Source organism: Cellulomonas hominis (assembly GCF_014201095.1).
Classification (GTDB): Bacteria; Actinomycetota; Actinomycetes; order Actinomycetales; family Cellulomonadaceae; genus Cellulomonas; species Cellulomonas hominis.
Map to the genome: position 1 here is coordinate 2,548,884 of NZ_JACHDN010000001.1, position 25,066 is coordinate 2,573,949.

Consider the following 25,066-nt stretch of genomic DNA (forward strand, 5'->3'; position numbering starts at 1 on the left):
CGGACGCGGGCGGGCACTACTGTCGCCCTCATGACACTCGTCGAAGACCCGCGTACCGCGCCGCCGATCCGATGGGGGATCCTCGGGGCCGGCTACATCGCCGGCTCGTTCGCCGCGGCCGTCCGATCCGCCACCCGCGCCCAGCTCGTCGCCGTCGGCTCCCGGGACCGCGTGAAGGCCGAGCGGTTCGCCACCGCGCACGGCATCCCGACCACGCACGTCGGCTACCAGGACCTCGTCGAGGACCCGCAGGTGGACGCCGTGTACGTGGCGACCCCGCACTCCCAGCACCGGGAGCACGCGCTGCTCGCCATCGCCGCCGGCAAGCACGTCCTGGTCGAGAAGGCGTTCACCCGCAACGCCGCCGAGGCGGAGGAGGTGTTCGCGGCCGCCCGCGCCGCCGGGGTGTTCGTCATGGAGGCGATGTGGACGCGGTTCCTGCCGCACGTCGCCGCGCTGCACCAGGTGATCGACTCCGGCGAGGTCGGTGAGGTCGTCACCGTGCAGGCCGACCACGGGCAGCACTTCGCGTTCGACCCGACCAGCCGGCTGTACGACCCGGCGCTCGCGGGCGGTGCGCTGCTCGACCTCGGCGTCTACCCGGTGTCGTTCGCGCACGACCTGCTCGGCGTCCCGGACGCGGTGCAGGCCAGCGGCGTGCTGACCGAGACGGGCGTCGACGGGCAGATCGGCATCGTGCTGTCCTACGGCACCCGGGCGCAGGCCGTACTCACCACGACGCTGTGGTCGAAGACCCCGACGACCGCCGCGATCTCGGGCACCGAGGGCAGCATCGTCGTCGAGGGCTCGTTCTACGCCCCGACGTCGTTCCGGGTGCAGCGACGCGACGGGCGGACGTGGGAGTTCAGCCAGCCCACGCCGCACGGCCTGCAGTTCGAGGCCGCCGAGGTCGCCCGCCGCGTGGCGGAGGGGGCGACCGAGAGCTCGCGCCTGACGTGGTCGGACACGCTCGCCGTCATGCGGACGATGGACGAGGTCCGCGCGCAGGTGGGCGTCGTCTACCCCGGCGAGTGACGTCGCGCCCGCGCCCCGGTCCGTCGTCGGTGGGCCGGGGCGCGGGCGTGTGGGCGGCGGTGGATACCCTGGCGCCCGTGACCCTGCCCGACCCGCCCGTGCCGCCCGCGCCTCCCGCCCCGTCCGCAGCCCCCGCCCGGCGCTCGCAGCCCGCGGACCCGGCCCGCGGCGTGGTGCCCGGCGGGCTGTTCGTCTCGTTCGAGGGCGGCGACGGCGCCGGGAAGTCGACCCAGTCCCGGCTGCTCGGCGCGTGGCTCACGGGCCTCGGGCTGGCCGTCGTCCTGACCCGCGAGCCCGGCGGCACGGAGCTCGGCCGGGTGCTGCGGCGCGAGGTGCTGCACGGCGGCCACGTCGACCCGCGCACCGAGGCGCTGCTGTACGCCGCGGACCGCGCGCACCACGTCGCGTCGCTGGTCCGGCCGGCGCTCGACGCCGGGTCGGTCGTCGTCACGGACCGGTACCTGGACTCGTCGGTCGCCTACCAGGGCACGGGCCGGGACCTCGGCGCGGACGAGGTGGAGCGCCTGTCGCTCTGGGCCACCGGCGGCCTGCTGCCCGCGCTGACCGTGCTGCTGGACCTCGACCCCGCCGCCGGGCTGGGCCGCCTGCGGGACCGCCCGGACCAGCCCGACCGGCTGGAGAGCGCCGGCGACGACTTCCACCGCCGCACCCGCGAGGCCTTCCTCGGCCGCGCCGCGGCGGACCCGGGGCGCTGGCTGGTGCTGGACGCGTCGCGGCCGGTCGAGGCCATCGCCGCCGACGTGCGGGCCCGCGTCGCGGCGCTCCTCGGCCTCGAGGACGCCGCGTGAGCACCGTCTGGGACGACGTCGTCGGGCAGGAGCCCGCGGTCGCGGTGCTGCGCGAGGCCGCGACCGACGCGTCGAAGATGACCCACGCGTGGCTGCTGACCGGGCCGCCGGGATCCGGCCGGTCCAACGCCGCCCGCGCGTTCGCCGCGGCGCTCCAGGACCCCTCCGGCGACCCCCGCAGCCCGGGGTGCGCGACCGTCCTGGCCGGCACGCACCCGGACGTGACGTTCGTCGCGACCGAGGGCGTCGTCATCCGCGCCGACACCGTGCGCCCGCTCGTCGAGCTCGCGCAGCGCGCGCCGTCCCAGGGCCGGTGGCGGGTCATCGTCATCGAGGACGCCGACCGGCTCAACGAGACGTCCGGCAACGTGCTGCTCAAGGCGATCGAGGAGCCGCCGCCGCGCACCGTGTGGCTGCTGTGCGCGCCGAGCCCGCAGGACGTGCTCGTGACGCTGCGCTCCCGGAGCCGCTCCGTGCCGCTGCGGGTGCCGTCCGTCGAGGCCGTCGCCGACCTGCTGGTGCGCCGCGACGGCGTCGACCCGGGCGTCGCGCTGGTCGCGGCCCGCGCGGCGCAGTCCCACGTCGGCGTCGCCCGCCGGCTCGCCCGGGACCCCGAGGCGCGGGCCCGGCGGGCCGCCGTGCTGCGGATCGCCCCGCGCGTGCGCGGCGTCGGGGACGCGGTGCTCGCGGCCGGGGAGCTCGTCGAGACCGCGCAGGCCGACGCGAAGGCCGCCACGGAGGAGCGCGACGCCGCCGAGCGCCAGGCGCTGCTGCACTCGCTCGGCGCCGACGGACTCACGACGCTGCCGCCCGCGCTGCGCGGCCCGCTGCGCCAGCTCGAGGAGGAGCAGAAGCGCCGGGCCACCCGCGCGCAGCGCGACGTGCTGGACCGGGCGATGGTCGACCTGCTGTCGTTCTACCGCGACGTGCTGGTGCTGCAGCTGGGGGCGGACGTGCACCTGGTCAACGCGGAGCACGAGGAGGCCGCGCGGTCGCTCGCGGGGTCCTCGACGCCGGAGCAGACGGTCCGCCGCATGGACGCCATCGGGGAGGCCCGCACGCGCCTGGAGGGGAACGTCGCGCCGCTGCTCGCGGTCGAGGCGATGATGATCGCGCTGCGTCCCCAGGCCTGACCTGCGCGGTGCCCGGCCCCGCCGGGCGGGCCGTTACCGTTGTCCGGTGATCCCCGCCTCGCGAGTCCCTCACCGAGCCGCGCCCGCACGCCTGGCCGCCCTGGTGGCCGTCGTGGTGCTGGCCCTGGCGGGCTGCGTCGCCCCGCGGCAGCAGACCGCCGTCACCGAGGAGCCGTCGCCGACCGCCGCGGACGTGCGCGGGCTCGACGCGATCTACGCGCAGCAGCTCGCCTGGCAGCCCTGCGGCGACGACCTCGAGTGCGCGACGCTCGTCGTGCCGCTCGACTACGCCGAGCCCGACGGGGACACCATCCAGGTCGCCGTGAACCGGCACGCCGCCGCCGGCGACCGCATCGGCTCGTTGCTGATCAACCCCGGCGGTCCGGGCGCGTCCGGCATGGACGCCCTGTCCGGCATCGCCCTGGACCGGTTCGGCCCCGAGGTCGTGCGGCGGTTCGACCTGGTCGGGTTCGACCCGCGCGGGGTCAGCCGCTCGACGCCGGTCACGTGCGTCGACGGCCCCGCCATGGACGAGATCACGTCCACCGACTTCGACTTCGCGACCGACGAGGGCATCGCCGCCGCGGAGGACGCCTACGGCGCGTTCGGCGCCGCGTGCCTGGCGAACACCGGCGACGTGCTCGGTCACGTCGACACCGTCAGCGCGGCGAAGGACATGGACGTGCTGCGGGCCGTCCTCGGCGACGAGACGCTGAACTACGTCGGGTACTCGTACGGCACGCAGCTCGGGGCCACCTACGCCGCGCTGTTCCCGGAGCAGGTCGGCCGGCTCGTGCTCGACGGTGCCCTCGACCCGACCATGGCGCCGGAGGAGGTGTCGAAGGGTCAGGCCGTCGGGTTCGAGAACGCCCTGCGCGCCTACGTCACCGACTGCCAGGGCGGGTCGGACTGCCCCCTGGACGGTTCGGTGGACGCGGGGATGGCCCAGGTGAAGGACCTCCTGGACCGCGCCCGCAAGTCCCCGCTGCCCACCGGCACCGACCGCCGGCTCACCGGCGCGCTCGCGTTCAGCGGCATCGCCCTGCCGCTCTACGACGAGCAGACCTGGCCGTACCTGACGATGGGTCTGGACGCGGCGCTCCGCGGCGACGGCTCCGTCCTGCTCCAGCTGTCCGACGCGTACTACGACCGCGGCGCGGACGGCACCTACACGACGAACTCGACCGAGGCGTTCTGGTCCATCGGCTGCGCCGACGAGCGCGGCACGACCGACCCCGCCGAGATGCGGGCGCAGGCCGCCGACATCGAGGCCGTCGCCCCGACCGTCGGGTACTACTTCGGCTTCGGCGGCGCGATCTGCGCGCAGTGGCCCGTCCCCGAGGTCGGCGGGCTGGACGACTACTCCGCCGAGGGCGCCGCGCCGATCGTCGTCATCGGCACCACCAACGACCCGGCCACGCCGTACGCCTGGGCCGAGAGCCTCGCCGAGACCCTGGGCTCCGCGACGCTGCTCACGTACGAGGGCGAGGGGCACACCGCGTACGGCCGGTCGAACGCCTGCATCCTCGACACCGTCGACGCGTACCTGCTCGACGGCACCGTCCCCGAGGAGGGCACCCGCTGCTGACGGCGGCCCGCTTTGGAGGACACCCCGTGCGCCAGGTACAGTGTCCGTGCCCGTCCGCCGCTGGCGCGGGCGCGCCGCCTTAGCTCAGTCGGCAGAGCGTCTCACTCGTAATGAGAAGGTCAAGAGTTCGATTCTCTTAGGCGGCTCCCAGCAGTCTGGCCCGTGATCATCACGATCACGGGCCTTTCTGTTGCCCGGCCGCTGTAGGCCGACCTGGTGCCGGGCGTGCCAGAGGGTGCGCCTACACGCCTCGAGGCATGTCGGCCGAGTGGGGAGAGTCGCGAGCTCGACGATCGACAGGCGCGAGCCGTGATCCGCTGCCTGGGAGCCACACCGCGCCGCCGGTGATGGCGCCCGAGCGGCGCCGGACGCACCCGACATGCACGATGGACCCGAGCGGTTCGTCCAGGCGTGGGCGACCGGCGCGCGACACCTGGAGCACGTGCGTGGGCAGCCCCCGGCCCTCTGATCGGGCATTGACCGCGGTCATCTCCGCGAGCGTCGTGCGGCCCGCGGGCGAGCCCCCGGCACGTCGGCTCTGCGAAGCTGCACGGGCGGTGCTGGGCGTGGACGGGGTCTCGATGTCGATGCTGCCGCGGGCGACGGGGCTGCGGGTCGTGCTGGCGTCCACCGGTCAGGTCTCCGACGACCTCGAGGCCGTCGAGGACGTCCTCGGTCTGGGTCCAGCGCACGTCGCCGCGGCGGGCAGCGACGTCCTCCTCGAGCCCGGGGCCGGTGCCGCACCCTGGACGAGCCTGGTCGCGGAGTTCCTGCACCGATCCCGGCCGCCATGGGTGGCGGCCGTCCCGCTGCGTGACGACTCGAATGTGCTCGGCGTGCTCCTCCTGCACGCCGAGCACCCAACCGCCGCCCTGTGGTCGCCCCGATGGCTACGGGAGATCGCCGGCGCGGTGGGGCTGCTGCTCGCCATGCAGCCACCGACCTGGCTGGAGGCCACGCTCGATGGGCGGCACGCCGCGAACCGGGCCATCGGCATGCTCATGACGACGCAGCGCACCGACGCAAGCACAGCGCTGGCGATCCTGCGGGCACGGGCCTTCGCCAACGGCGCCCGCCTCGACACCACCGCCTGGGACGTCATCAGGAACGGTGGCCGTGACGACCACGGATGAGGGGCGGCCTGCATGCCGCGCGGACCCCCGTGATGTCGATGACCGAGGGGCCCGGAGCCGGCTACCACCCTCCGTGCGAGGATGGTGAGCAGCTCACACGAGGGACGGCCGCACGATGACGCTCACCACCTTCCTCCTGGCCCGCATCACCGAGGACGTGAACGACGCGGTGAGCCCGCCTCCCACCCTCCCGGACCCGGCCCGTCTACTCGCCGAGTGCGTGGCCAAGCGCCAGATCGTCGCGCTCGCCCACGAGGCCACCGGGCTCGACCAGACCGTCGACATGGAACGGGAGACCGGCGCCCGCAGCGACAGCGGCGTGCAGTACGTCGGCGACCGGATCCTGCGGGCACTGGCGCTGGTCTACGACGGGCACCCCGACTTCGACCCCGCCTGGCGGCTCTGAGCGGCTCCGTCACCGCGGTGGGGTGATAGCGCCCGCTCCGCGGAGCCGCCGCGCACCGGTGCCCGACAGCGCCCGGTGAGAAGTTGCGCGCCGCGCGCCGTAGGGTGCCAGGTAGCCCGGCGTCGACGTCCACCCGCGAGGCGAGGACCCGGACTCAGCATCGGAGGGCGTCGTGCCCGTGCCACACGTTCCCGACACCGAGGTGCCGCCGTCGCCGGATCCCGGAGCTCCCCGGCCGGCGCGGCAGCGACAGGTCAGCGAGTACACCGAGCTCAGCCGTGTGGTTCACGAGTCGGGCATGATGCGACGCCGCCACGGGTACTACTGGACGCGGTTCCTCGTGCTCACCGTGTTGCTGGTGGTCACGTTCGCCGCGTTCGTCGTCCTCGGCCCGTCCTGGTGGCAGCTGGTGACCGCGGCCGTCCTGGCCGCCCTGCTCGGGCAGGTGATGTTCCTCGGGCACGACGCCGCCCACCGGCAGGTGTTCGACTCGGGCCGGTGGAACGACTGGTCGAGCCTGGTCATCGCGAACCTGTACGCCGGGATGAGCTACGACTGGTGGCAGCACAAGCACTCCCGGCACCACGCCAAGCCGAACCAGATCGGCGCGGACCCCGACATCGCGACCGATGTGGTCGTGTTCCACACCGAGGACCTGACGACCCAGCGCACCGGGCTCGCGGGCTGGTTCACCCGGCGACAGGGGTGGCTGTTCTTCCCGCTGCTGCTGCTCGAGGGTCTGAACCTGCACGTGTCCGGGGTGAAGACCATCTTCGGCCGCGGTCCGGTCAAGCGGCGTCCTGTCGAGATCGCGTTCATCACGCTGCGTCTGGGCGGCTACCTGGCCCTGGTCTTCTGCGGGCTCGCGGCCACGGACCCGTTCCAGTGCCCCCTCGCCGCGCAGTACCGCCCGGCGGGCTGACCACGACACCCCGCACGAGCGGCACCGACGCCCCGGCGCGCTGGGCGCGCCGGGGCGTAGAGTGAGTCCCAGCCCGGTGTCCGGGACCCCTCCGCGGGGCGAGGACCCGGATCTAGCATCGGAGGGCGTCATGCCCGTCCAGCCCGCATCTGACTCATCCGCCGCCCGCGCCCGTGAGCCCGTGCTGCGCACGGTCCGCGAGCCCCACGTCCAGCCGCGGCGCCGCAGCGCCGGTACCCGGACCAGCGCCGCGTGGTTCGGCATCTGCGTGGGGGTCCTCGTGCTGATCGCCCTCGTGGTGTTCATGCTGCAGAACACCAGGCCCGTCACGGTCACCTTCCTGGGCATGAGCGGGTCCGCACCGCTGGCGCTGGGGCTGCTGATCGCGGGCCTGGCCGTCGGCGCGGTCGTACTGATCTTCGCCGGGCTGCGCATCGGACAGCTCCGCCGGCGCGCGAGCAACGACGCGCGAATCGCGCAGCTGCGCCGGCGCGGGAGCGACGAGACGGCCGAACGGCGATGACAGCCCACGGCGAACTCGCTGCCGGCGAGCAGCCGCTCCGGATCGTCTCGATCCTGACCAGCGCCCTACCGGCGCTGCTCGGGACGAGCCAGGCGCCGACGCGGTACACCGTCCCGGCCGTGTTCTCCCGCCAGGTGTCCGTGCCCGAGAGGACTGCGATCGAAGGACCGGAAACGGCCCGGCGACTCACCGAGCGCGGTTACCCGCAGGTGACGCTGCAGGTCTCGGACAGGCGCCTGCTGATCGGCCACACCAGCCTCGAGCAACTGGAGGAAGGGCTCGCCCACGAGCTCGCGGTCGCGCTGGTCGACATCGGGCGGGCCGTCTCTCGCCAGCGCGACGAGCGGGCGGCGGCCGCCGCCGTCCGTCAGTCCGCCGAGTCCGAACGCGCAGTCGTCGTGCAACGATCGGTGGACCGCATCGCCTTCGAGTAGCCGACCGCCCCGTGGCCGTTGCGCTGGCACGGCAAAACGCGCTCCGTCCTCCCGGAGGAGGACGGAGCGCCGTCGCGTCGCGTCGTCACTCGGCGCGGCGGCGAGGTGAGTCGCCGGCGACAGCGACGAATGCCCCGGGCGGTCAGAGCGTGGGGGACATGGGCGCTGACGTCGACGAGGTCCACGTCGAGCCCGACGTCGCCCGCCTGCTGCGCGGAGTCCAGAGCGTTGACGGCAGCGCAGTGACGACCGCGGCACCGTCGTCGGTCGCCCGGGCGTAGGCATGCGTGTCGCGACACTCACAGAACGTGCTGCGTGGACCTCGTCGGCTCGCTGCCGCGGGAGCAGGACGATGCCCGCGTGCTCGACGCCGTGCTGGCTCGTCGGGTGACCGAGCGTTCCGCATCAGTGACGTCGTCAGCGGTCCAGGGAACGGACGTCGGGGTCATCATCGGCTTCCGCGACCACACCGGTCGGGTCGAGGAGTCCGTGCATCTCGTTGCGCCCGGCCGCGAGGACGGCGTGGGTGACGGCGCGGACGTCGGCCGGGGTGAGCACGTCGGGCCGGCTGTGGCCGATCGGAGGCTCGGCCCAGGTGAGGACCGGCTACACGCTGCGGAAGCGCTGCACCATCGGGCAGTCGAAGGGGTCGCGTGCGGCGAGGCCGACGTCGTTGAGATAGCGCACCACGATGACGTAGGACCGCATCAGCGTGGTCTCGGTGTAGGGCACCCCGTGCTCGGCGCAGTGCGCCCGAACCAGACGGCGGGCGCGGGCGAGGTGGGGCCGGGGCATGCTCGGGAACAGATGGTGTTCGATCTGGTAGTTCAGGCCGCCCATCAGCATGCTCATCCACGTGCCGCCGACCACGTTCCGTGACGTCAGCACCTGCTTGCTCAGGAAGTCCAGGCGGGAACCCTCCGGGATCACGGCCATGCCCTTGTGGTTGGGGGCGAACGAGGCCCCCATGTAGACCCCGAACACCGCGAGCTGCACGCCGAGGAACCCGAAGGCCGTGCCCACCGGCAGAAACCACATGACCAGCGCCACGTAGGCACCCAGCCGCGCCGCGATCATGGCCAGCTCCAGGGTCCGGGTCCGCCCGCGCTCGTCCTTGAGCAGCGAGCGCACGGACGTGACGTGCAGGTTCAGGCCCTCGAGCGTCAGCAGAGGGAAGAACGCCCAGCCCTGCACGCGCGTGAGCGCCGCCTTGACCCGGCCCCGGCGCGCGGCGTCCTGCGGCAGGAAGACGATCGTGTCGGGCGCGATGTCGGGGTCCTTGCCGACGTGGTTCGGGTTGGCGTGGTGACGCGAGTGCTTCGACATCCACCACGAGTGGCTGATGCCGACGACGCCGTTCGCGAGGATGCGGCCGAGCCGGTCGTTCGCGGGGCCGGAGGTGAACACCTGCCGGTGGGACGCCTCGTGCGCCACGAACGCGACCTGCGTCAGCACGATCCCGAGCCCGGCGGCGACCAGCAGCTGGAACCAGGAGTCGCCCAGCAGCACCGAACCGGTCGCGAGCCCCCCGAGAAGGAGCCCGAGGACGACGACGAGCGTGATGTAGAAGGCCTTCGTCCGCCCCAGGAGGCCCGCGTCGCGAACCTGCCGCGACAGGGCGTGGTACGAACCGGTCGCCGCGGCCTGACCGGGCCGGGGAGCGCGCGCGAGGGCGGCTGTGGAAGGTGACACGGGGTCTCCGAACGGTGCGGTCGTCGGCTTCCCAGCCGCGGGATGAGCAGATGCTCCACGTTCAGATGAGTCCCACGCTACACCTGCCTCCGTCGCCGGGCTCGGGGCGGCGGACGCTGCGGGCAGGCCGTGGCGGTCGTCACCGCCTCCTTCGGGTGAGGGCGATGGTGCACGCCATGCACGCCGACCATGACCCGACCTCGCGGCGCAGGCCCCGGGAGGCGAGATCCGCGGTCCCGGGAGACGATGACGGCGGGCGCCGCTCGAGACGGGCAGGTCGGTGCCGCCGTACATCGGGGGCGCGGGCATGGGCATGGGACCGACGTTGGCGCTGGCTGCCCTGATCTCGGCTGCGGTGCAGACGCCGCAGGGCGACGACCGGGCGCTGTGGCTCTGCGAGTCGGCGCGCCGCGTCCTGGGCGTGGACGGCGTGTCCCTGTCGTTGATGCGGCGAGTGTCCGGCTCGCGGGGACTGCTGGCCGCCACGGACGCCACATCCGCGGCGATGGAGGCCGCTGACGACGTCCTCGGGACGGGACCCACGCACCTGGCGGCCGCGGGCACGCGTGTCGTGCTGCGTACCTCGGCCACCGCGCCGCCCTGGTCGGCTCTCGTCACGCTGTTCAGCGGGACGGCGGCGCCCTCGTGGGTCGTGGCTGTGGCCGTGCACGACGGGACCGAGGAGTTCGGCACGCTCCTGGTGCACACGGAGCACCCCGCACTCGTCCAGGACACCGCCTGGATCAGCGACGTCGCGGAGGCGGTGGTCGTCATGCTGACCGCACAGGCCGCAGAGGTCTGGCTCGAGCCGGCCCTCGCCGCGGGCGACAGCACGAACCGGGCTGTCGGTGTCCTGATGGCCGAGCACCGCACCAGCGCGACCACGGCCCTTGACCTCCTGCGCAGCCGGGCCTTCTCTGCCGGCACCCGGCTCGCGGACGCCGCGCACCTCGTGCTCGACACGCCTCGCGACAACCACTAGGTGCAGTCCGCCGTCTGCGCGCCGGCCCACGACTACGCGGCTCGACTGGCGCGGATCCCGTGGGTCGCAGAAAGCGGCACGCGCGGGTCGCCGCGCCCGTAGGTTGTCCGCATGTCGGGGCGCATGGGCGAGGTCGAGCTGGTCGAGCAGGCCGGCGACGCGCCCGCCGGCGCTCAGGACGACGGCCTCGCCGCCCGCCGGTCCCGGGCCCTGCGGCTGGTCCGGCGGTGGTGGCCGGTCCCGGTGCTGGTCCTGGCGGGGGTCGTCGCCTGGCAGCTCGTGTCCGACGCCCGGGAGCAGGAGCGGCTGGAGCGGCTGCGCGCGACGCCGGGCGCGCTGGACGAGACGGTCACCGAGCCGCTCGAGGCGCGCGAGTGGGGGACGCCCGACACGATGAACGCCCTGCTCGGCGGCGCGGCCACCGCCGACGGCCTCGTCGTGGGCGTGGTGCAGCCGACGACGCGCCGCACCGACGTCGTGGGGCTCGACCCGGTGACCGGCGCGGAGGTGTGGCGGGTGCCGCTCGTCGACCAGTCGGACGAGTCGTGGGGTCCGAGCGTCCGCTGCGGCCCGGCAGCGGGGTCGACGATGTGGTGCACGGTGGACGACGCGGCGCAGCAGGACGGCGACGCGGCGACGGCCCGGACGCGGCTCGTCGAGGTGGATCTCGCCGCGCGGTCCGTCGCGGGCGAGCGAGACCTGCCGGACGGCGCCACGGCGGCCGTGGTCGGGGACCTGCTGGCGGTGGCGACGGCGTCCCCGGAGGGCGTGGCGGTCGAGGGGGTGGACGCAGTCTCAGGGGCGCCGCGGTGGCGGACGGTGCTGGAAGGCGCCGGCTCCGCGCCCTGGCTCGGCGAGGAGGACGGCCGTCTGCTGGTCTGGGGCGGGTCCGGCGCGTGGCTGCTCGATCCCGTCGACGGCCGGGTCCAGGCCGAGGGGGATGGGCTGACCGTCGTGGACGGGCAGGTCCTCGACTGGCAGGGGAGCGGCGTGCGGCTGCTCGGACCGGACGGACGCGGGACCGCGTGGGCGGACGGGACGCCCGTCGGCGTGTGGCCGGACGACGGGTCGGCCCACGGGCTGCTGGTGCTGCGCCGGGACGACGGCACCCCCCAGGGCCGAATGCGGGCGGTGGACCCCGGCACGGGTGAGGTGGCGTGGGAGCGGACGCTGCCGCAGGACGGGACGTCGAGCCTGGTGCTGCTCGACGGCGTGCTGTACGGCGCGGGAGGGACGACGGTCTGGGCGGTGGACGCGGCGACCGGTGCGGAGGTGTGGACGGCCGAGGGCGAGCGCTCGGACGCCTCCGGGACGGGCCTGCTGACCGACGGCGTCGCCCTGCTGCGGGCCGAGCGCGCGCCGGGGGACGGCGACCGGCTGCTGGCCGCCTACCGGCTCACCGACGGCCGCCGCCTGTGGGCGACCCCGCTGCCCGGTGACGTCGTCACGCTGTGGGCGCAGCAGGGCCGCCTGTTCGGGCAGGGGAGCTCCACGGTGTACGCGGTGGGCTGAGCCGCCCGTGAGAGGGTCCTCCCCGTGACCTCCTACCGCGTGACGCTCGCCGTGGGCCTGCTGCACCCGGGCACCGATCCCGCGGCCGTGCTGCCCGCCGCAGCGGACGCCGCCCGCGCCGTCACGAAGGTCGAGGCACAGGACCTCGCGGTCGTCGCGGGCGAGGCGCGGGTGGTCGTGCGGTACCTCGCGGCGGACGACGACGCGGCGGCCCGGATCGGCCGCCGGGTCGGGGACCGGGTGCGGTCGCTGGCCGACGTGACGCGGGCCACGGTGTCCCGGCGGTCGGGACCGCGCTGGCTGCCGGTGCCGGCCGCGCCGTAGCGTGGCGGCCATGCCCGACGTGATCGTCTCCGCCGCCGACCTCGCGCGCGAGCTCGACGGCCCCCGCCCGCCCCGCCTGCTCGACGTCCGCTGGAGCCTCGGCGGCCCGCCGGGGATCGAGCCGTTCCGCGAGGGGCACCTGCCCGGTGCGGTGTACGTCGACCTGGACGCCGACCTGGCGGCCGCCCCGAGCGCCGCGGCCGGCCGGCACCCGCTGCCCGACGCGGCGGACCTGCAGGCGGCCGCCCGGCGCTGGGGGCTGCGCGCGGGGGAGCCGGTGGTCGTCTACGACGACACCGGCGGGATGTCGGCGTCCCGGGCCTGGTGGCTGCTGCGCTGGGGCGGGGTGGACGACGTGCGGATCCTGGACGGCGGCCTCGGCGCGTGGACGGCGGCGGGCGGGGCGCTCGAGACCGGGGAGGCCCCCGTGCCCGCCGGGGACGTGACGCTGACCGGCGGGCACCTGCCCGTCCTCGACGCGGACGGCGCGGCGCGCTGGGCGCAGGACGGTGTGCTGCTCGACGCCCGCGCCGCCGAGCGGTTCCGCGGCGAGGTCGAGCCGGTCGACCCGCGCGCCGGGCACATCCCCGGGGCGGTCAGCGCACCGACGTCCGACAACCTCGGCGCGGACGGCCGGTTCCTGCCCGCCGACGACCTGACCGCCCGGTTCGCGGCCCTCGGGGTGCCCGAGGGCGGCGACGTCGCGGTGTACTGCGGGTCGGGCGTCACCGCCGCGCACCAGGCGGCCGCGCTCGTCATGGCGGGCCGGACGCCGGTGCTCTACCCGGGGTCGTGGTCCCAGTGGTCGAGCGACCCGGACCGCCCGGTGGCGACGGGGGACTGACGGTCAGCCCCCGGTGCGCCCGGCCGCGGACGCCGCCCCGAGCCAGGTGTGCGGGTTGCGGTCCCAGCACCAGCCGAGCTTGGGGCGGCGCTCGCTGATCCAGATCGCCGGCACGCGCTGGTTCTGCGCCCGGGAGCCCATCAGCGAGAAGCACCGGTTCGGCCGCAGCATGTCCGGGCGCAGCGCGACGAGGGCGAGACCCTCGGCGATGGTCAGCGGCACCCGGCCCCGGCCCCGGACGGTGACGAGCGCCTGCTCCGGCGGCACGCCGCAGAACTCGGTGCCCGTGTCGACGTCGCGCAGCAGGTACGGGGCCGCCGGCGGCTCGGCGTCGGGCAGCGGGCGGTAGGTCGCCATCTCGTCGTCGTCGATGACGCTGACGCCCGGACGCGTGCCGCGGCGCATCGCGGGGGCCGCGGCGTTCGCGCGCTCGACGGCGCCGTCCAGCACGAGCACGAACGGGACGTGGTCGTCGGGGGCGACGGCGGAGGGCGCGTCCGGCGCCGCGTCGAGCGCGGCGTGCAGCGGGGCGACCGCGGCGTGCAGCGCGTCGGCGGACAGGCCGTGCACGTCCGCCAGGCCGAGGTCGAGGCAGGCGCGCACCTGCCGGTCGAGCTCGGTGTGCGGGTCGGCGGCGGGGTCGAACGGTGCGGCGGCGCGGTCGGCCGCGGCGACGGTGGGCCAGGTGGGATCGGGGGCGATGACGGGGACGGGCACGGTCGCTCCTCGGGGGTGGGGGCCGGGAGGGGGTGAACGCACCGGGCCGCCGGGGAGTTCCCCCGGGGCGCTCAATCCTCCGCGGGCGCCTTCGGACGGTCCCGGTCCTTGCTCGGCTGCACCCGCTTCGGCTCGCCCGGCATCTTCGGGTACTCGGGCGGGTACGGCAGGTCCCCGAGGTCGTGGTCCCGCTCGTCCCGGGCGGCGAGGTCGAGCAGGCCGTCGAGCGAGCCGGGCGGGACCGCGTCGGTGCCGGGCGCGGGGGAGGTGCGGGCCACGAGCGGGGCGAACAGGTCGCCGACGTCCGCGAACCGGGCAGGCATCGTCGTGACGTCGAAGTCGTCCGGGTGCACGTCCGGGACCTCGTCCCAGCGCAGCGGGGCGGAGACGGTGGCACGGCGGTTCGGGCGGACGGAGTACGCCGAGGCGATCGTGCGGTCCCGGGCCATCTGGTTGTAGTCCACGAAGATCGCCTCGCCGCGCTCCTCCTTCCACCACTTCGTCGTGACCTGCCCGGGCAGCCGGCGCTCGAGCTCCCGGCCGAGCGCGATGGTCGCCCGGCGGCACTGGGTGAACGACCAGCGGGGCTCGATCGGCACGAAGATGTGGATGCCGCGCCCCCCGGACGTCTTGGGGAACCCGGTCAGGCCGTGCTCGGCGAGGACCTCCCGGACGTGCGGGGCGACGCGCGCGGCGTCGTCGAACGTGGTGCCGGGCTGCGGGTCCAGGTCGATGCGGAGCTGGTCGGGGGCCTCCACGTCCGCGCGCGTCACGGGCCACGGGTGGAACGTCAGCGTGCCGAGGTTCGCGGCCCAGGCCACGACGGCGAGCTCGGTCGGCGTCACCTCGTCGGCGGTCCGGCCCGACGGGAACGTGATCGTCGTGGACTCGACGTAGTCGGGGGCGCCCTGCGGGACCCGCTTCTGGAAGAAGGCGTCGCCCTTGTTGTCCACCCGCGTGGACAGCTTGGCGCCCTCGAACCAGCCCCGCGGCCAGCGCTCCAGCGTCGTCGGCCGGTCCCGCAGTGCGCCGAGGATGCCGTCCCCGACGCTGAGGAAGTACCGCACGACGTCGAGCTTGGTCAGGCCGCGGTCCGGGAAGTACACCTTGTCGGGGTTGGAGACCCGCACGGTGCGGCCGCGCACCTCGATCTCCTCGGCGGGCACCTTCGACGGGCTCATCCGGTCACGGTATTGCGCCGGGCCGGGCGGCGCACCACCCCGCGCACCGTCCCGGGCGTGCTCAGGCGGCCGGCGTGTCCCCGCCGGCGGCGAGCGCGGCGTCCAGCCCCTCGAGGATCCGCCGGCACTCCGCGACGTCCCACGGCGTGCCGGCGATCTCGAACTCGAACAGCACGGGGCGGTGCGACTGCTCGGCGATGCTGCGGGCGGCCATCTGGTAGTACCGGCCGAAGTTCCGGTTGCCCGACCCCATGACGCCGACCATGCGCCGGCGGTTGACGGGGGAGCGCAGGAACCGGCGCACGCCCTCGGGGATCGTGTCGTTCCGGTCGTTGCCGGTCTTGTACGACGGCGTCAGCAGCACCCAGGGCCCGTCGGCCTCGCTGAGCCGGTGCTCGCGCTCCGCGAGGTTGTACACGGGCCGCCCGAGCCGCTCCGCGAACGACCGCACCACCCCGGAGGCGGAGGAGTAGTAGTACACGGGAGTCTGCCGAACCACCCCTCGACCCTCCCCGCCCCGGCCCTGCGCCCGCAGGGACCAACGTCCCGCGGACGCGTCCGGTGCCCGGGGCGTTCGGGGCAGGGGGCGATCAGCCGGGGTGTGTCGCGGGGTGCCCGGTTGCTCGCGGGGTGCCGCCTCGCGCGGGCGGCGCGGGCGCGCGGGCGCGGGCGCACCGGCCGGCGCGCCGTGGACGCCACGACGGCCGGGCACCCGTCGGGGTGCCCGGCCGTCGTCGCGCGGGGGGCGTCAGAGCTGGTCGCCCGTGCCGCTCTCCGTCGGGGCGCTCGCGTCGGACGCCGGGGCGCCGCCGGCGCGGGCCGCCGCGATCGACTCGTGGGCCGCCGCCACCACGGCGTCCGCCGTGATGCCGAACTCCTCGTACAGCGTCTCGTACGCCGCCGAGGCGCCGAAGTGCTCGAGCGAGACGGCCCGGCCGGCGTCGCCGAGGATCTTCCACCAGGACAGCGCGATGCCGGCCTCGACGGACACCCGCGCGCGGACCGCGGACGGGAGCACCGACTCGCGGTAGGCCTCGTCCTGCTCGGCGAACCACTCGAGCGACGGCGCCGAGACCACGCGGGTCGGGACGCCGGCGGCCTCGAGGGTCTCGCGGGCGGCGACGGCCAGCTGCACCTCGGAGCCCGTGCCGATGAGGACGACCTCCGGGGCGCCGGTCGACGCCTCGAGCAGCACGTACGCGCCGCGGGCCACGCCCTCGGCGGACGCGAAGCCCTCCTCGCCGCGGGGGAACGTCGGGACGTTCTGCCGGGTGAGGACGAGCGCGGCGGGGCCGTCGGTGCGCTCGAGGATCGCCTTCCACGCCTGCGCCGTCTCGTTGGCGTCGGCGGGGCGGACGACCGCGAGGCCCGGGATGGCCCGGACGGCGGTGAGGTGCTCGACCGGCTGGTGCGTCGGGCCGTCCTCGCCGAGGCCGATGGAGTCGTGCGTCCACACGTAGATGGCCGGCACGCCCATGAGCGACGCGAGGCGGACGGAGCCGCGCATGTAGTCCGAGAACGTGAAGAACGTGCCGCCGTACGCGCGGGTCAGGCCGTGCAGCACGATGCCGGACAGGATCGCGCCCATCCCGTGCTCGCGGATGCCGAAGTGCAGCGTGCGGCCGTACTCGTTCCCCGCGAACTCGTGGGTGGAGCGCTCGGCCGGGATGAAGGACGGCTCGCCCTTCATCGTGGTGTTGTTCGAGCCGGCCAGGTCGGCGGAGCCGCCCCAGAGCTCGGGCAGCACCGGCGCGAGGGCGTTCAGCACCTCGCCGGAGGCGGCGCGGGTGGCGACGGCCTTGCCGGCCGGGAACGTCGGCAGGGCGTCGGCCCAGCCGGCGGGCAGCTTGCCGGCGCGCAGGCGCTCGAGCAGCTCGGCGCGCTCCGGGTTGGCCTCGCGCCAGGCGTCGAAGCCCTTGCTCCACTCGGCCTTGGCGGCGGCGCCGCGCTCGAGGGCCTTGCGGGTGTGCGCGATGACCTCGGGGGCCACGTCGAAGGTCTTCTCGGGGTCGAAGCCGAGGACCTCCTTGAGGCCGCGGACCTCGTCGGTGCCCAGCTTCGAGCCGTGCGAGCCGTGGGTGTTCTGCTTGGTCGGCGACGGCCAGGCGATGATCGTCCGCAGGCCGATGAACGACGGGCGGTCGGTGACGGCCTTCGCGGCCTCGATCGCGGCGTGGAGGGCGTCCACGTTCTCCGTGTAGTCGCCGCCCTCGGTCCAGTCCACGAACTGCACGTGCCAGCCGTAGGCCTCGTACCGCTTGAGGACGTCCTCGGTGAACGCGATCTCGGTGTCGCCCTCGATCGAGATGTGGTTGTCGTCCCAGATCGCGATGAGGTTGCCGAGCTTCTGGGTGCCGGCGATCGAGGACGCCTCGGAGGACACGCCCTCCTGCAGGTCGCCGTCGGAGGCGAGCACGTACACGAAGTGGTCGAACGGGCTGGTGCCCGGGGCCGCCTCGGGGTCGAGCAGGCCGCGCTCGCGGCGGGCCGCCATCGCGAACCCGACGGCCGAGGAGATGCCCTGGCCGAGGGGGCCGGTGGTGATCTCGACGCCCTTCGTGTGCTTGTACTCGGGGTGGCCGGGGGTCTTCGAGCCCCACGTGCGCAGCGCCTCGATGTCCTCGAGCTCCAGGCCGAACCCGGCCAGGTAGAGCTGGATGTACTGGGTCAGCGAGGAGTGCCCCGCCGACAGGATGAAGCGGTCGCGGCCCAGCCAGTGCGGGTCGGCCGGGTCGTGCCGCAGGACGTTCTGGTAGAGCAGGTAGGCGGCCGGGGCCAGGCTGATCGCCGTCCCGGGGTGGCCGTTGCCGACCTTCTCCACCGCGTCCGCGGCCAGGACGCGGACCGTGTCGACGGCCTTGCGGTCCAGGTCGGTCCAGCCGACGGTCTCGGCCAGGGGAGCCTTCGCGTTCACCGCACCTCATTTCCGCCCGGACCGGCGGCCCGGGGCATCGGGGGTTCTGGGCTCGCCCGGCCGCGGGGAGCGGCCGGTCGCGGGCACTGCGTCTGAGCCTAGACTCCCGCGGGCGTCACGCAGGACAGAGCGGACGGGCCCGGCCGCCGGGCGCCGGTGGCCGACTGGCGGACAGCCGTCTCGGGCGTCGGACGGTTGACCTACTCTTGACCGGTGACCGACCCCCAGCCCTCGCGCGAGGCCCGCCGCGGACTCGCACGCCACGAGGTCCCCGACCCGCTGCGCAACGACGTCCGGATGCTCGGCGAGTTCCTCGGCCGCGTCATCCGGGAGTCCGGTGGCGACGACCTGTTCGACGACGTCGAGCGCGTCCGCGCGCTCACGATCCGCGCCCACGACGAGCAGGACCTCGCGGCCCTCGCCGAGGCCGAGGAGCTCGTGGCGTCGTTCAGCATCGAGCGCGCCCAGCAGGTGGCCCGCGCGTTCACGTGCTACTTCCACCTCGCGAACCTGGCCGAGGAGCACCACCGCGTCCGCGTGCTGCGCGACCGCGAGGCGGAGCTGCCGGCCGGCGAGCTGATGCAGGACGACTCCCTGCCCGCCGCGATCGACGCGCTGGCCGGCGAGGTCGGCCGCGACGAGGCGCTGCGCCGGCTGCAGGAGCTCGAGTTCCGGCCCGTGCTGACCGCGCACCCGACCGAGGCCCGCCGCCGGTCGGTGTCCCGGGCGATCCGCCGGATCTCCGACCTGCTGGCCGAGCGCGACGCGCTCGCCGCCGGTGGCACCTCCCGCGCGGAGAACGACCGCCGGGTGCTCGAGGAGATCGACACGCTGTGGCGCACCTCGCCGCTGCGGGTGCAGAAGCCCACGGTGCTGGACGAGGTCCGCACCGTGATGAACATCTTCGACACCACGCTGTTCGAGACGTTCCCCACCGTGTACCGCCGGCTCGACGACTGGCTGTCCGGCGCGGGCGCGGGGCGCCAGGACCCGCTGGTGCGGCCGTTCGTCCGCCTCGGCTCCTGGATCGGCGGCGACCGCGACGGCAACCCCAACGTCACCGCCGAGGTGACCCGCGCCGCGGCCGCGCTGGCCAACGAGCACGTGCTGAGCGCGCTCGAGGAGTCCGCGCGGAAGATCTCCGCGAAGCTCACGCTCGACTCGACCGGCACGCCGCCGTCCGCCGAGCTCACCGCCCTGTGGCAGCGCCAGCGCGACCTGTCCGAGGACGCCGCCGCGAAGGCCGCCACCGAGGTGCGGGACCAGCCGCATCGCCGGGCGCTGCGGATGATCGCCGAGCGGATCGCCGCGACCCGCCGCCGGGACGCCGACCTGTCGTACGCCGGGCCGGACGACCTGCTGGCCGACCTGGACGTCGTGCAGCGGTCGCTCGTCGAGGCCGGGGCCACCCGCGCCGCCTACGGCGACCTGCAGCGGCTCGTCTGGCAGGTGCAGACCTTCGGGTTCCACCTGGCCGAGCTCGAGGTCCGCCAGCACTCGCAGGTGCACGCCGCCGCGCTGGCCGACATCGAGGAGCACGGCCTGGACGGCGAGCTCCAGCCGCGCACCGTGGAGGTGCTGGACACGTACCGCGCGCTGGGCACCGTGCAGCGCCGCTACGGCGTGGCCGCCGCCCGCCGGTACATCGTGTCGTTCACGCAGGCCCCCGAGCACCTGGCCGCCGTCTACCGGCTCGCCGAGCTCGTGTTCCCGGACCCGGCCACCCGCCCGGTGATCGACGCCATCCCGCTGTTCGAGACCTTCGCGGACCTCGAGGCGAGCGTCGACATCCTCGAGGAGATGCTGACGCTCCCCGCCGTGCAGCAGCGCCTCGCAGAGAACGGCCGGCACGTCGAGGTCATGCTCGGCTACTCCGACTCGTCGAAGGACGTCGGCCCGGTGGCCGCGACCCTCGCGCTGGACGTCGCGCAGAGCCGGATCGCCCAGTGGGGCGAGAAGCACGACATCCGCCTCACGCTGTTCCACGGCCGCGGCGGTGCCCTCGGGCGCGGCGGCGGCCCCGCGAACCGCGCGGTGCTGGCCCAGCCGCCGGGCTCGGTGGACGGCCGGTTCAAGCTCACCGAGCAGGGCGAGGTCATCTTCGCCCGGTACGGGAACCCGGTCATCGGGGCGCGGCACATCGAGCAGGTCGCCGCGGCGACCCTGCTGGCCGGCGCGCCGTCGACCGAGGAGCGCAACGCCGCCGCGACCGCCCGGTTCGCCGACCTGGCCGCCGCGATGGACGCGTCCTCCCGCACCCGGTTCTACGAGCTGGTCCGCGCCGAGGGCTTCCCGCAGTGGTTCGCGCAGGTGACCCCGCTCGAGGAGATCGGCCTGCTGCCGATCGGCTCGCGCCCGGCCCGCCGCGGCCTGTCCGTGGAGTCGCTGGACGACCTCCGGGCGATCCCGTGGGTGTTCTCCTGGTCGCAGGCCCGGACGAACCTGGCCGGCTGGTTCGGCCTCGGCACGGCGCTGGAGACCGTCGGCGACCTGGCCGAGCTGCAGGCGGCGTACGCCGAGTGGCCGCTGTTCAGCACGATGATCGACAACGTCGAGATGTCGCTCGCCAAGACCGACGAGCGGCTGGCGGAGCGGTACCTCGCGCTGGGCGACCGGGACGACCTCGCGTCGCTCGTGCTGGAGGAGATGGCCCTCACCCGGCGCTGGGTGCTGGCGATCACCGGGTCCGAGAGCATCCTGGCCCGCCGCCGGATCCTCGGCCGCGCGGTGCAGCTGCGCAGCCCGTACGTCGACGCGCTGTCCCTGCTGCAGATCCGGGCGCTGCGCGCGCTGCGGACCGGCGAGTCCGCGGACCACGTCGAGGAGAACAAGCGGCTGCTGCTGCTCACCGTGAACGGCGTGGCCGCCGGCCTGCAGAACACCGGCTGACCCGCCCGCGGCCCGCGCACGCGACGGCCCGGCACCCCCTGGGGGCTGCCGGGCCGTCCGCGCGTCCGGAGCGGGTGGGTGCCGCTCGCGAGTGGAGGGTTCTGCTGCGACACGCCGGGCGTGTCGCAGCAGAACCCTCCACTCGGTGCGGGCTGGGGGCGGGTTGGGGCGCCCGGGGTGGATCAGGCCCAGAGGCGCTTCGTGGCCAGCTCCGCGCCGGCCACCAGGGTCTCGAGCTTCGCCCAGGCGATCTGGTGGTGGATCCGCCCGCCGAGGCCGCAGTCCGTGGAGGCGACGACGTTCTCCCGCCCGACCAGGCGCGCGAAGCGCTCGATGCGGTCGGCGACCAGCTCCGGGTGCTCCACGACGTTGGTGGCGTGCCCGACGACGCCGGGCAGGATCAGCCGGCCCTCGGGCAGCGTCGCGTCCTCCCAGACGCGCCACTCGTGCTCGTGCCGCACGTTCGCGGCCTCGAACGAGTACGCGCCCGCGTTGACCTTGAGCATCGTGCGGACGATGTCGGCCATCGGCAGGTCGGTGGTGTGCGGGCCGTGCCAGGAGCCCCAGCACAGGTGGTACCGGATCCGGTCCTCGGGCAGGCCGCGCAGCGCGTGGTTCAGGGCCTCGACGCGGATCTCGGAGAACCGCAGGTAGTCCTCGAGCGCGGGCTCGGGGGTGATCTGGTCCCAGTTCTCGGCGAGCGACGGGTCGTCGATCTGCAGCACCAGGCCGGCGTCGATGATCGCGACGTACTCCTCGCGCAGCGCGTCGGCGAGCGCCCAGACGAACTCCTCGTCCGTCCCGTAGAAGTCGTTGTCCATCCGGGCCGCGCTGCCGGGGGCGATCGACGTGACGAAGCCCTCCTGCGCCCCGGTGGCGTCCAGCGCCGTCCGGAGGTTCGCGACGTCCTGCGCGACAGCGTCCCCGCCGGTGTACGACAGCGGGGCCACGGCCGTCGGGAACGGCTTCGGGGCGCCGCCGTGGAACACGCCGGAGGTCGGGTCGGCGTACGCCTCCTCGAACCGGGCGCGGTCGCGGCGGCGGCCGAACCCGGTCACCCGCACGTCGCCGGGGCCGGACTGCACGTCCTTGAGGATCCAGCTCGCGCCGTCCCGCAGCTCCAGGCCGCCGAGGCGCTGGAACGAGTACGACCACCAGGCGCCGTAGTCGATCGGGCTGCTCATCGCCTTGCCGAACTCGCCGTCGCCGGGCACGTCGATGCCCAGGTCGACCTGCCGCCGCACCAGGCCGGTGACCGCGTCGGCGAGCAGCTCGGCGTACCCGGCGGCGTCGTCGCCGGCCTCGCGCGCGGCGTTCGCGGCGATCAGCTCGGGCGTGCGCGGCAGGCTGCCGGCGTGGCTGGTGAGGATGTGGTCGGTGCTGCGGATCATCGGGTCTCCCGGCTCGGCGAGGGGTCGGGCGTCATCGTGCCACCGCGCGCGGGTCAGAGGCGGGGGAGGACCAGCTCGCGGACCTGCTTGCGCAGGACCTTGCCGAGCATCGACCGCGGGGTGTCCTCGATCGCCACGACCCGCTGCGGCACCTTGTACGCCGCCAGGTGCTCCCGGCAGTACGCGCGCAGCGCCGCCTCGTCCAGCGTGGCCCCGGGCTCGAGCTCGACCGCCGCGACGACCATCTCGCCGCCGCGCTCCAGGGGCTTGCCGATCACCGCGGCGTCGGCGACGGACGGGTGCCCGCGCAGCACCGCCTCGACCTCCGACGGGGAGACGTTGAACCCACCGGTGATGATGAGCTCCTTGGCGCGGTCGACGATCGTGGTGAACCCGTCGGGGTCCACGGTGACGATGTCGCCGGTGCGCAGCCAGCCGCCCGGCAGCAGGGTCGCGGCGGTCTCGTCGGGGTTGTTCCAGTAGCCCGCGAACACCTGCGGGCCGTGCAGCAGCAGCTCGCCCGGCTCGCCCTGCGGGACGTCCCGCGCCGGGTCCTCCGGGTCGACCACGCGCATCCGGGTCGACGGGAACGGGACGCCGATGGTGCCGGTGCGGCGCGTCGGGTGGAACGGGTTGCCGAGCGCCACGGGGGACGACTCCGTCATGCCGTAGCCCTCGACGAGCAGGCCGCCGGACATCGACTCCCACAGCTCGACGGTGGCGTCGGGCAGGTTCATCGCCCCGGAGATGCAGAACCGGCAGGACGCCAGCGAGACCCCGCGCTCGCGGGCCGCCATCGCGGTGCGCTCGTAGATCGGCGGGACGGCGCAGTACACCGTCGCCGGCGACTTCTTCATCGCGTCGAGCACGAGCGCGGTGTCGAACTTGGGGAACAGCACGATGAGCGCCTGCTTGCGGATGCCGTACGTGAGGTACAGCGTCATGCCGAACGCGTGGAACATCGGCAGGATCGCGTAGAAGATCTCCTTGCGGTACTCCGCGCCGTGCATCCACGCCTCGCCCTGCAGCGCGTTGGCGTACAGGTTGAGGTGCGTGAGCATCGCGCCCTTGGGGCGGCCGGTGGTGCCGGAGGTGTACTGGATCGCGGCCAGGTCCGTCACGGCGGGGCGCGGGGTCGCCGGGTCGAGCGGGCCGTGGGACAGCAGGTCCTCCCACGGGATCGTGCCGGGCGCGGGGGCGGTCAGCGACCGGCGGGTCGCGCGCAGGCTCGGCACGGGCAGCGACAGCGCCGCGCGCTTCACGGCCGGGAACGCGCGCAGCAGGTTCACCGACACGACGTGGTCGACGCCGACGTCGGACGGGAACTGCCGGATCTGCTCGACCGCCTTGTCCCAGGCGATGACGACCCGCGCCTGGTGGTCCTCGAACTGGTGCCGCAGCTCGCGCGACGTGTACAGCGGGTTGTGCTCGACGACGACGGCGCCCAGCCGGAGGACCGCGTAGAACGCGACGACGTGCTGCGGGCAGTTCGGCAGCAGCAGCGCCACCCGGTCCCGCGGCTTCACGCCCAGCCGGCGCAGGCCCTCGGCGACCCGCTCCACCTGCGCGCCGAGCTCCGCGTACGTGGTGCGGCGGCCGAAGAACTCCAGCGCCGGGGCGTCGCCAGCCTCGGCGACGGAGCGCTCGAGCATCGCCACCAGCGACTCGGTGGGGAGCTCGATGTCGGCGGGCACGCCGGGCTGGTACTGCGCGACCCAGGGACGGTCGTCGGTCGAGGTCATGCCCGCCATTGTGGCGGTCCCGGGCGGGGCGCGGGGCGGGATCCGGCCCGGGACCCCCGGGCCGGCGCGTCGTCAGCCGAGGCGGGGCGCGCCGAGCGGCACGCGGTGCGCGAGCTCGCGCAGCACGTGCATGAGGATCCGGTTGAACGCGACCGGCGCGTGGCTGTTCACGTCGTGCCCGGCGCCGGGGACGACCCATTGCCGGGCGCCCGGGTGCGCGCCCAGGTAGCGGCGCGCGCCGAACCGCAGCGGGTCGCGGGAGCCGTTCACCAGCCACACCGGCAGCGCGAGCCGGCGCAGGTCGCGCAGCGGCGCGTAGCCGTGCAGGGCCGCGAGCATGTCCGTGACGACGTGCCACGTGCCGCCGCCCAGGCCGAGCGCGCCGACGACGCGGTGCGACGCCCGGCGGTACGCCCGCAGCGGCTTGCCCTTGAGGTCCGTGGAGCAGCCCGCCAGGACGACGCCGGCGAGCCGGTCCTCGTTCTGGCCGGCGTACGCGAGCGACATGTAGCCGCCGAGCGACAGCCCGACCAGCAGCGGCGGGGCGTCGCAGGCCCGCACGGCCGCGTCGATCGCCGCGAGGCCGCCCTCGAACGTGAACCGCTCGTGCGCGCGGCTGCCGTGCCCGGGCAGGTCGATCGCGATCGTCGGGTGGCCGCCGTGGGTGAGGGCGCGCACCTGGTCGTCCCAGATGGCGGAGGAGGTGCGGGTGCCGTGCACGAGCACGATCGGGTGCGGGGTGCTGGTCATGCGCCCTTCCGGGGGAGGGGGCGGGCGGCCGTCGGGGCCGGCGCCGGGGGCCCGCGGCACGTACGCCCGGCCGCGGGACCCGGCAACGGTAACCCCGCTTGCTGAGCGGCGCCTGGGACCGCGTCAGACCACCCGGGTGACCTCG

At 74.8% G+C, this 25,066-nt stretch carries 24 protein-coding genes and 1 tRNA gene; 16 read left to right on the forward strand and 9 right to left on the reverse strand.

Going from position 1 to position 25,066, the window contains the following annotated elements:
* The first annotated feature begins 30 nt into the window (after nt 1–30).
* The 11 genes from HNR08_RS11970 (at nt 31) to HNR08_RS22380 (ending at nt 8,264) form a co-directional block, all read left to right on the forward strand.
* Complete coding sequence (locus HNR08_RS11970) at nt 31–1,035, forward strand: Gfo/Idh/MocA family protein (protein WP_146837776.1); 1,005 nt, start codon at nt 31–33, stop codon at nt 1,033–1,035.
* A 170-nt stretch (nt 1,036–1,205) separates the two neighbouring features.
* Complete coding sequence (gene tmk / locus HNR08_RS11975) at nt 1,206–1,844, forward strand: dTMP kinase (protein WP_146837817.1); 639 nt, start codon at nt 1,206–1,208, stop codon at nt 1,842–1,844.
* The gene (locus tag HNR08_RS11980) at nt 1,841–2,977 is read left to right on the forward strand and encodes a DNA polymerase III subunit delta' (protein WP_146837774.1); all 1,137 of its coding nucleotides are present in this window, start codon (nt 1,841–1,843) and stop codon (nt 2,975–2,977) included. The genes tmk and HNR08_RS11980 overlap by 4 nt, the downstream gene beginning before the upstream one ends.
* Before the next feature lie 46 nt (nt 2,978–3,023).
* Complete coding sequence (locus HNR08_RS11985) at nt 3,024–4,565, forward strand: alpha/beta hydrolase (protein ID WP_146837772.1); 1,542 nt, start codon at nt 3,024–3,026, stop codon at nt 4,563–4,565.
* Nucleotides 4,566–4,638: 73 nt separating this feature from the next.
* Nucleotides 4,639–4,711 (forward strand) — tRNA-Thr (locus HNR08_RS11990).
* Between the two features lie 330 nt (nt 4,712–5,041).
* Nucleotides 5,042–5,698, forward strand: coding sequence for a GAF and ANTAR domain-containing protein (locus tag HNR08_RS11995; RefSeq protein WP_186812762.1), 657 nt, complete (start codon nt 5,042–5,044; stop codon nt 5,696–5,698).
* A gap of 115 nt (nt 5,699–5,813) precedes the next feature.
* The gene (locus HNR08_RS12000) at nt 5,814–6,104 is read left to right on the forward strand and encodes a DUF6221 family protein (protein ID WP_146837768.1); all 291 of its coding nucleotides are present in this window, start codon (nt 5,814–5,816) and stop codon (nt 6,102–6,104) included.
* A 298-nt stretch (nt 6,105–6,402) separates the two neighbouring features.
* Complete coding sequence (locus HNR08_RS12005) at nt 6,403–7,026, forward strand: fatty acid desaturase (protein ID WP_246803064.1); 624 nt, start codon at nt 6,403–6,405, stop codon at nt 7,024–7,026.
* A 130-nt stretch (nt 7,027–7,156) separates the two neighbouring features.
* Nucleotides 7,157–7,549 carry a LapA family protein gene (locus tag HNR08_RS12010; protein WP_146837765.1) on the forward strand — a complete coding sequence of 131 codons (393 nt, stop codon included), beginning with the start codon at nt 7,157–7,159 and terminating at the stop codon, nt 7,547–7,549.
* A complete protein-coding gene (locus HNR08_RS12015; protein WP_146837763.1) occupies nt 7,546–7,983 on the forward strand; it encodes a hypothetical protein in 438 nt (145 codons plus the stop codon). Before HNR08_RS12010 ends, HNR08_RS12015 begins: the two co-directional genes overlap by 4 nt.
* Before the next feature lie 158 nt (nt 7,984–8,141).
* Nucleotides 8,142–8,264 (forward strand): hypothetical protein, encoded by a 123-nt coding sequence (locus HNR08_RS22380; RefSeq protein ID WP_276509364.1) that lies wholly within the window; start codon nt 8,142–8,144, stop codon nt 8,262–8,264.
* Nucleotides 8,265–8,400: 136 nt separating this feature from the next.
* Here the strand turns inward: HNR08_RS22380 and HNR08_RS12020 are convergent, their stop codons facing one another.
* Together HNR08_RS12020 and HNR08_RS12025 are read right to left on the reverse strand one after the other, a co-directional pair.
* The gene (locus tag HNR08_RS12020) at nt 8,401–8,541 is read right to left on the reverse strand and encodes a hypothetical protein (RefSeq protein ID WP_168430659.1); all 141 of its coding nucleotides are present in this window, start codon (nt 8,539–8,541) and stop codon (nt 8,401–8,403) included.
* A 48-nt stretch (nt 8,542–8,589) separates the two neighbouring features.
* Nucleotides 8,590–9,675, reverse strand: a complete 1,086-nt coding sequence (locus HNR08_RS12025) for a fatty acid desaturase family protein (RefSeq protein WP_371862382.1) — start codon at nt 9,673–9,675, stop codon at nt 8,590–8,592.
* A 280-nt stretch (nt 9,676–9,955) separates the two neighbouring features.
* Here HNR08_RS12025 and HNR08_RS22740 point away from each other — a divergent pair, with 280 nt between their 5' ends.
* From HNR08_RS22740 to HNR08_RS12045, 4 genes are all read left to right on the forward strand, one after another.
* Nucleotides 9,956–10,657, forward strand: a complete 702-nt coding sequence (locus HNR08_RS22740; RefSeq protein WP_146837759.1) for an ANTAR domain-containing protein — start codon at nt 9,956–9,958, stop codon at nt 10,655–10,657.
* Between the two features lie 111 nt (nt 10,658–10,768).
* Nucleotides 10,769–12,169, forward strand: coding sequence for an outer membrane protein assembly factor BamB family protein (locus HNR08_RS12035; RefSeq protein WP_146837757.1), 1,401 nt, complete (start codon nt 10,769–10,771; stop codon nt 12,167–12,169).
* A gap of 24 nt (nt 12,170–12,193) precedes the next feature.
* Nucleotides 12,194–12,493 carry a hypothetical protein gene (locus tag HNR08_RS12040; protein WP_146837755.1) on the forward strand — a complete coding sequence of 100 codons (300 nt, stop codon included), beginning with the start codon at nt 12,194–12,196 and terminating at the stop codon, nt 12,491–12,493.
* A 10-nt stretch (nt 12,494–12,503) separates the two neighbouring features.
* Nucleotides 12,504–13,337 (forward strand): sulfurtransferase, encoded by an 834-nt coding sequence (locus HNR08_RS12045; protein WP_146837753.1) that lies wholly within the window; start codon nt 12,504–12,506, stop codon nt 13,335–13,337.
* A 3-nt stretch (nt 13,338–13,340) separates the two neighbouring features.
* Here the strand turns inward: HNR08_RS12045 and HNR08_RS12050 are convergent, their stop codons facing one another.
* The 4 genes from HNR08_RS12050 to tkt all read right to left on the reverse strand — a co-directional run bounded on the left by HNR08_RS12050 (nt 13,341) and on the right by tkt (nt 18,149).
* Complete coding sequence (locus tag HNR08_RS12050; protein ID WP_168430656.1) at nt 13,341–14,054, reverse strand: DUF5701 family protein; 714 nt, start codon at nt 14,052–14,054, stop codon at nt 13,341–13,343.
* Between the two features lie 71 nt (nt 14,055–14,125).
* Nucleotides 14,126–15,235, reverse strand: coding sequence for a non-homologous end-joining DNA ligase (ligD, locus tag HNR08_RS12055; RefSeq protein WP_146840640.1), 1,110 nt, complete (start codon nt 15,233–15,235; stop codon nt 14,126–14,128).
* A 61-nt stretch (nt 15,236–15,296) separates the two neighbouring features.
* The gene (gene nrdI, locus HNR08_RS12060; protein WP_146840639.1) at nt 15,297–15,734 is read right to left on the reverse strand and encodes a class Ib ribonucleoside-diphosphate reductase assembly flavoprotein NrdI; all 438 of its coding nucleotides are present in this window, start codon (nt 15,732–15,734) and stop codon (nt 15,297–15,299) included.
* Between the two features lie 249 nt (nt 15,735–15,983).
* Complete coding sequence (gene tkt, locus HNR08_RS12065; RefSeq protein WP_146840638.1) at nt 15,984–18,149, reverse strand: transketolase; 2,166 nt, start codon at nt 18,147–18,149, stop codon at nt 15,984–15,986.
* Nucleotides 18,150–18,362: 213 nt separating this feature from the next.
* Here tkt and HNR08_RS12070 point away from each other — a divergent pair, with 213 nt between their 5' ends.
* Nucleotides 18,363–21,038, forward strand: coding sequence for a phosphoenolpyruvate carboxylase (locus HNR08_RS12070; protein ID WP_276509387.1), 2,676 nt, complete (start codon nt 18,363–18,365; stop codon nt 21,036–21,038).
* Between the two features lie 182 nt (nt 21,039–21,220).
* Here HNR08_RS12070 and HNR08_RS12075 read toward each other — a convergent pair whose 3' ends face one another.
* The 3 genes from HNR08_RS12075 to HNR08_RS12085 form a co-directional block, all read right to left on the reverse strand.
* Nucleotides 21,221–22,429 carry a cobalamin-independent methionine synthase II family protein gene (locus tag HNR08_RS12075; protein ID WP_146840637.1) on the reverse strand — a complete coding sequence of 403 codons (1,209 nt, stop codon included), beginning with the start codon at nt 22,427–22,429 and terminating at the stop codon, nt 21,221–21,223.
* A 53-nt stretch (nt 22,430–22,482) separates the two neighbouring features.
* Complete coding sequence (locus tag HNR08_RS12080) at nt 22,483–24,171, reverse strand: long-chain-fatty-acid--CoA ligase (RefSeq protein ID WP_146840636.1); 1,689 nt, start codon at nt 24,169–24,171, stop codon at nt 22,483–22,485.
* Nucleotides 24,172–24,243: 72 nt separating this feature from the next.
* Nucleotides 24,244–24,921 (reverse strand): alpha/beta fold hydrolase, encoded by a 678-nt coding sequence (locus tag HNR08_RS12085; protein ID WP_168431885.1) that lies wholly within the window; start codon nt 24,919–24,921, stop codon nt 24,244–24,246.
* Nucleotides 24,922–25,066 lie beyond the last annotated feature (145 nt).

Coding starts and splice junctions, on each gene's coding strand:
- HNR08_RS12010 (WP_146837765.1), top strand. CDS start 7,157: ATGCCCGTCCAGCCCGCATCTGACTCATCCGCCGCCCGCGCCCGTGAG.
- HNR08_RS12005 (WP_246803064.1), top strand. CDS start 6,403: ATGATGCGACGCCGCCACGGGTACTACTGGACGCGGTTCCTCGTGCTC.
- ligD (WP_146840640.1), bottom strand. CDS start 15,235: ATGAGCCCGTCGAAGGTGCCCGCCGAGGAGATCGAGGTGCGCGGCCGC.
- HNR08_RS12000 (WP_146837768.1), top strand. CDS start 5,814: ATGACGCTCACCACCTTCCTCCTGGCCCGCATCACCGAGGACGTGAAC.
- HNR08_RS12035 (WP_146837757.1), top strand. CDS start 10,769: ATGTCGGGGCGCATGGGCGAGGTCGAGCTGGTCGAGCAGGCCGGCGAC.
- HNR08_RS22380 (WP_276509364.1), top strand. CDS start 8,142: ATGGGCGCTGACGTCGACGAGGTCCACGTCGAGCCCGACGTCGCCCGC.
- HNR08_RS12080 (WP_146840636.1), bottom strand. CDS start 24,171: ATGACCTCGACCGACGACCGTCCCTGGGTCGCGCAGTACCAGCCCGGC.
- HNR08_RS11970 (WP_146837776.1), top strand. CDS start 31: ATGACACTCGTCGAAGACCCGCGTACCGCGCCGCCGATCCGATGGGGG.
- HNR08_RS12045 (WP_146837753.1), top strand. CDS start 12,504: ATGCCCGACGTGATCGTCTCCGCCGCCGACCTCGCGCGCGAGCTCGAC.
- HNR08_RS12015 (WP_146837763.1), top strand. CDS start 7,546: ATGACAGCCCACGGCGAACTCGCTGCCGGCGAGCAGCCGCTCCGGATC.
- HNR08_RS12075 (WP_146840637.1), bottom strand. CDS start 22,429: ATGATCCGCAGCACCGACCACATCCTCACCAGCCACGCCGGCAGCCTG.
- HNR08_RS12085 (WP_168431885.1), bottom strand. CDS start 24,921: ATGACCAGCACCCCGCACCCGATCGTGCTCGTGCACGGCACCCGCACC.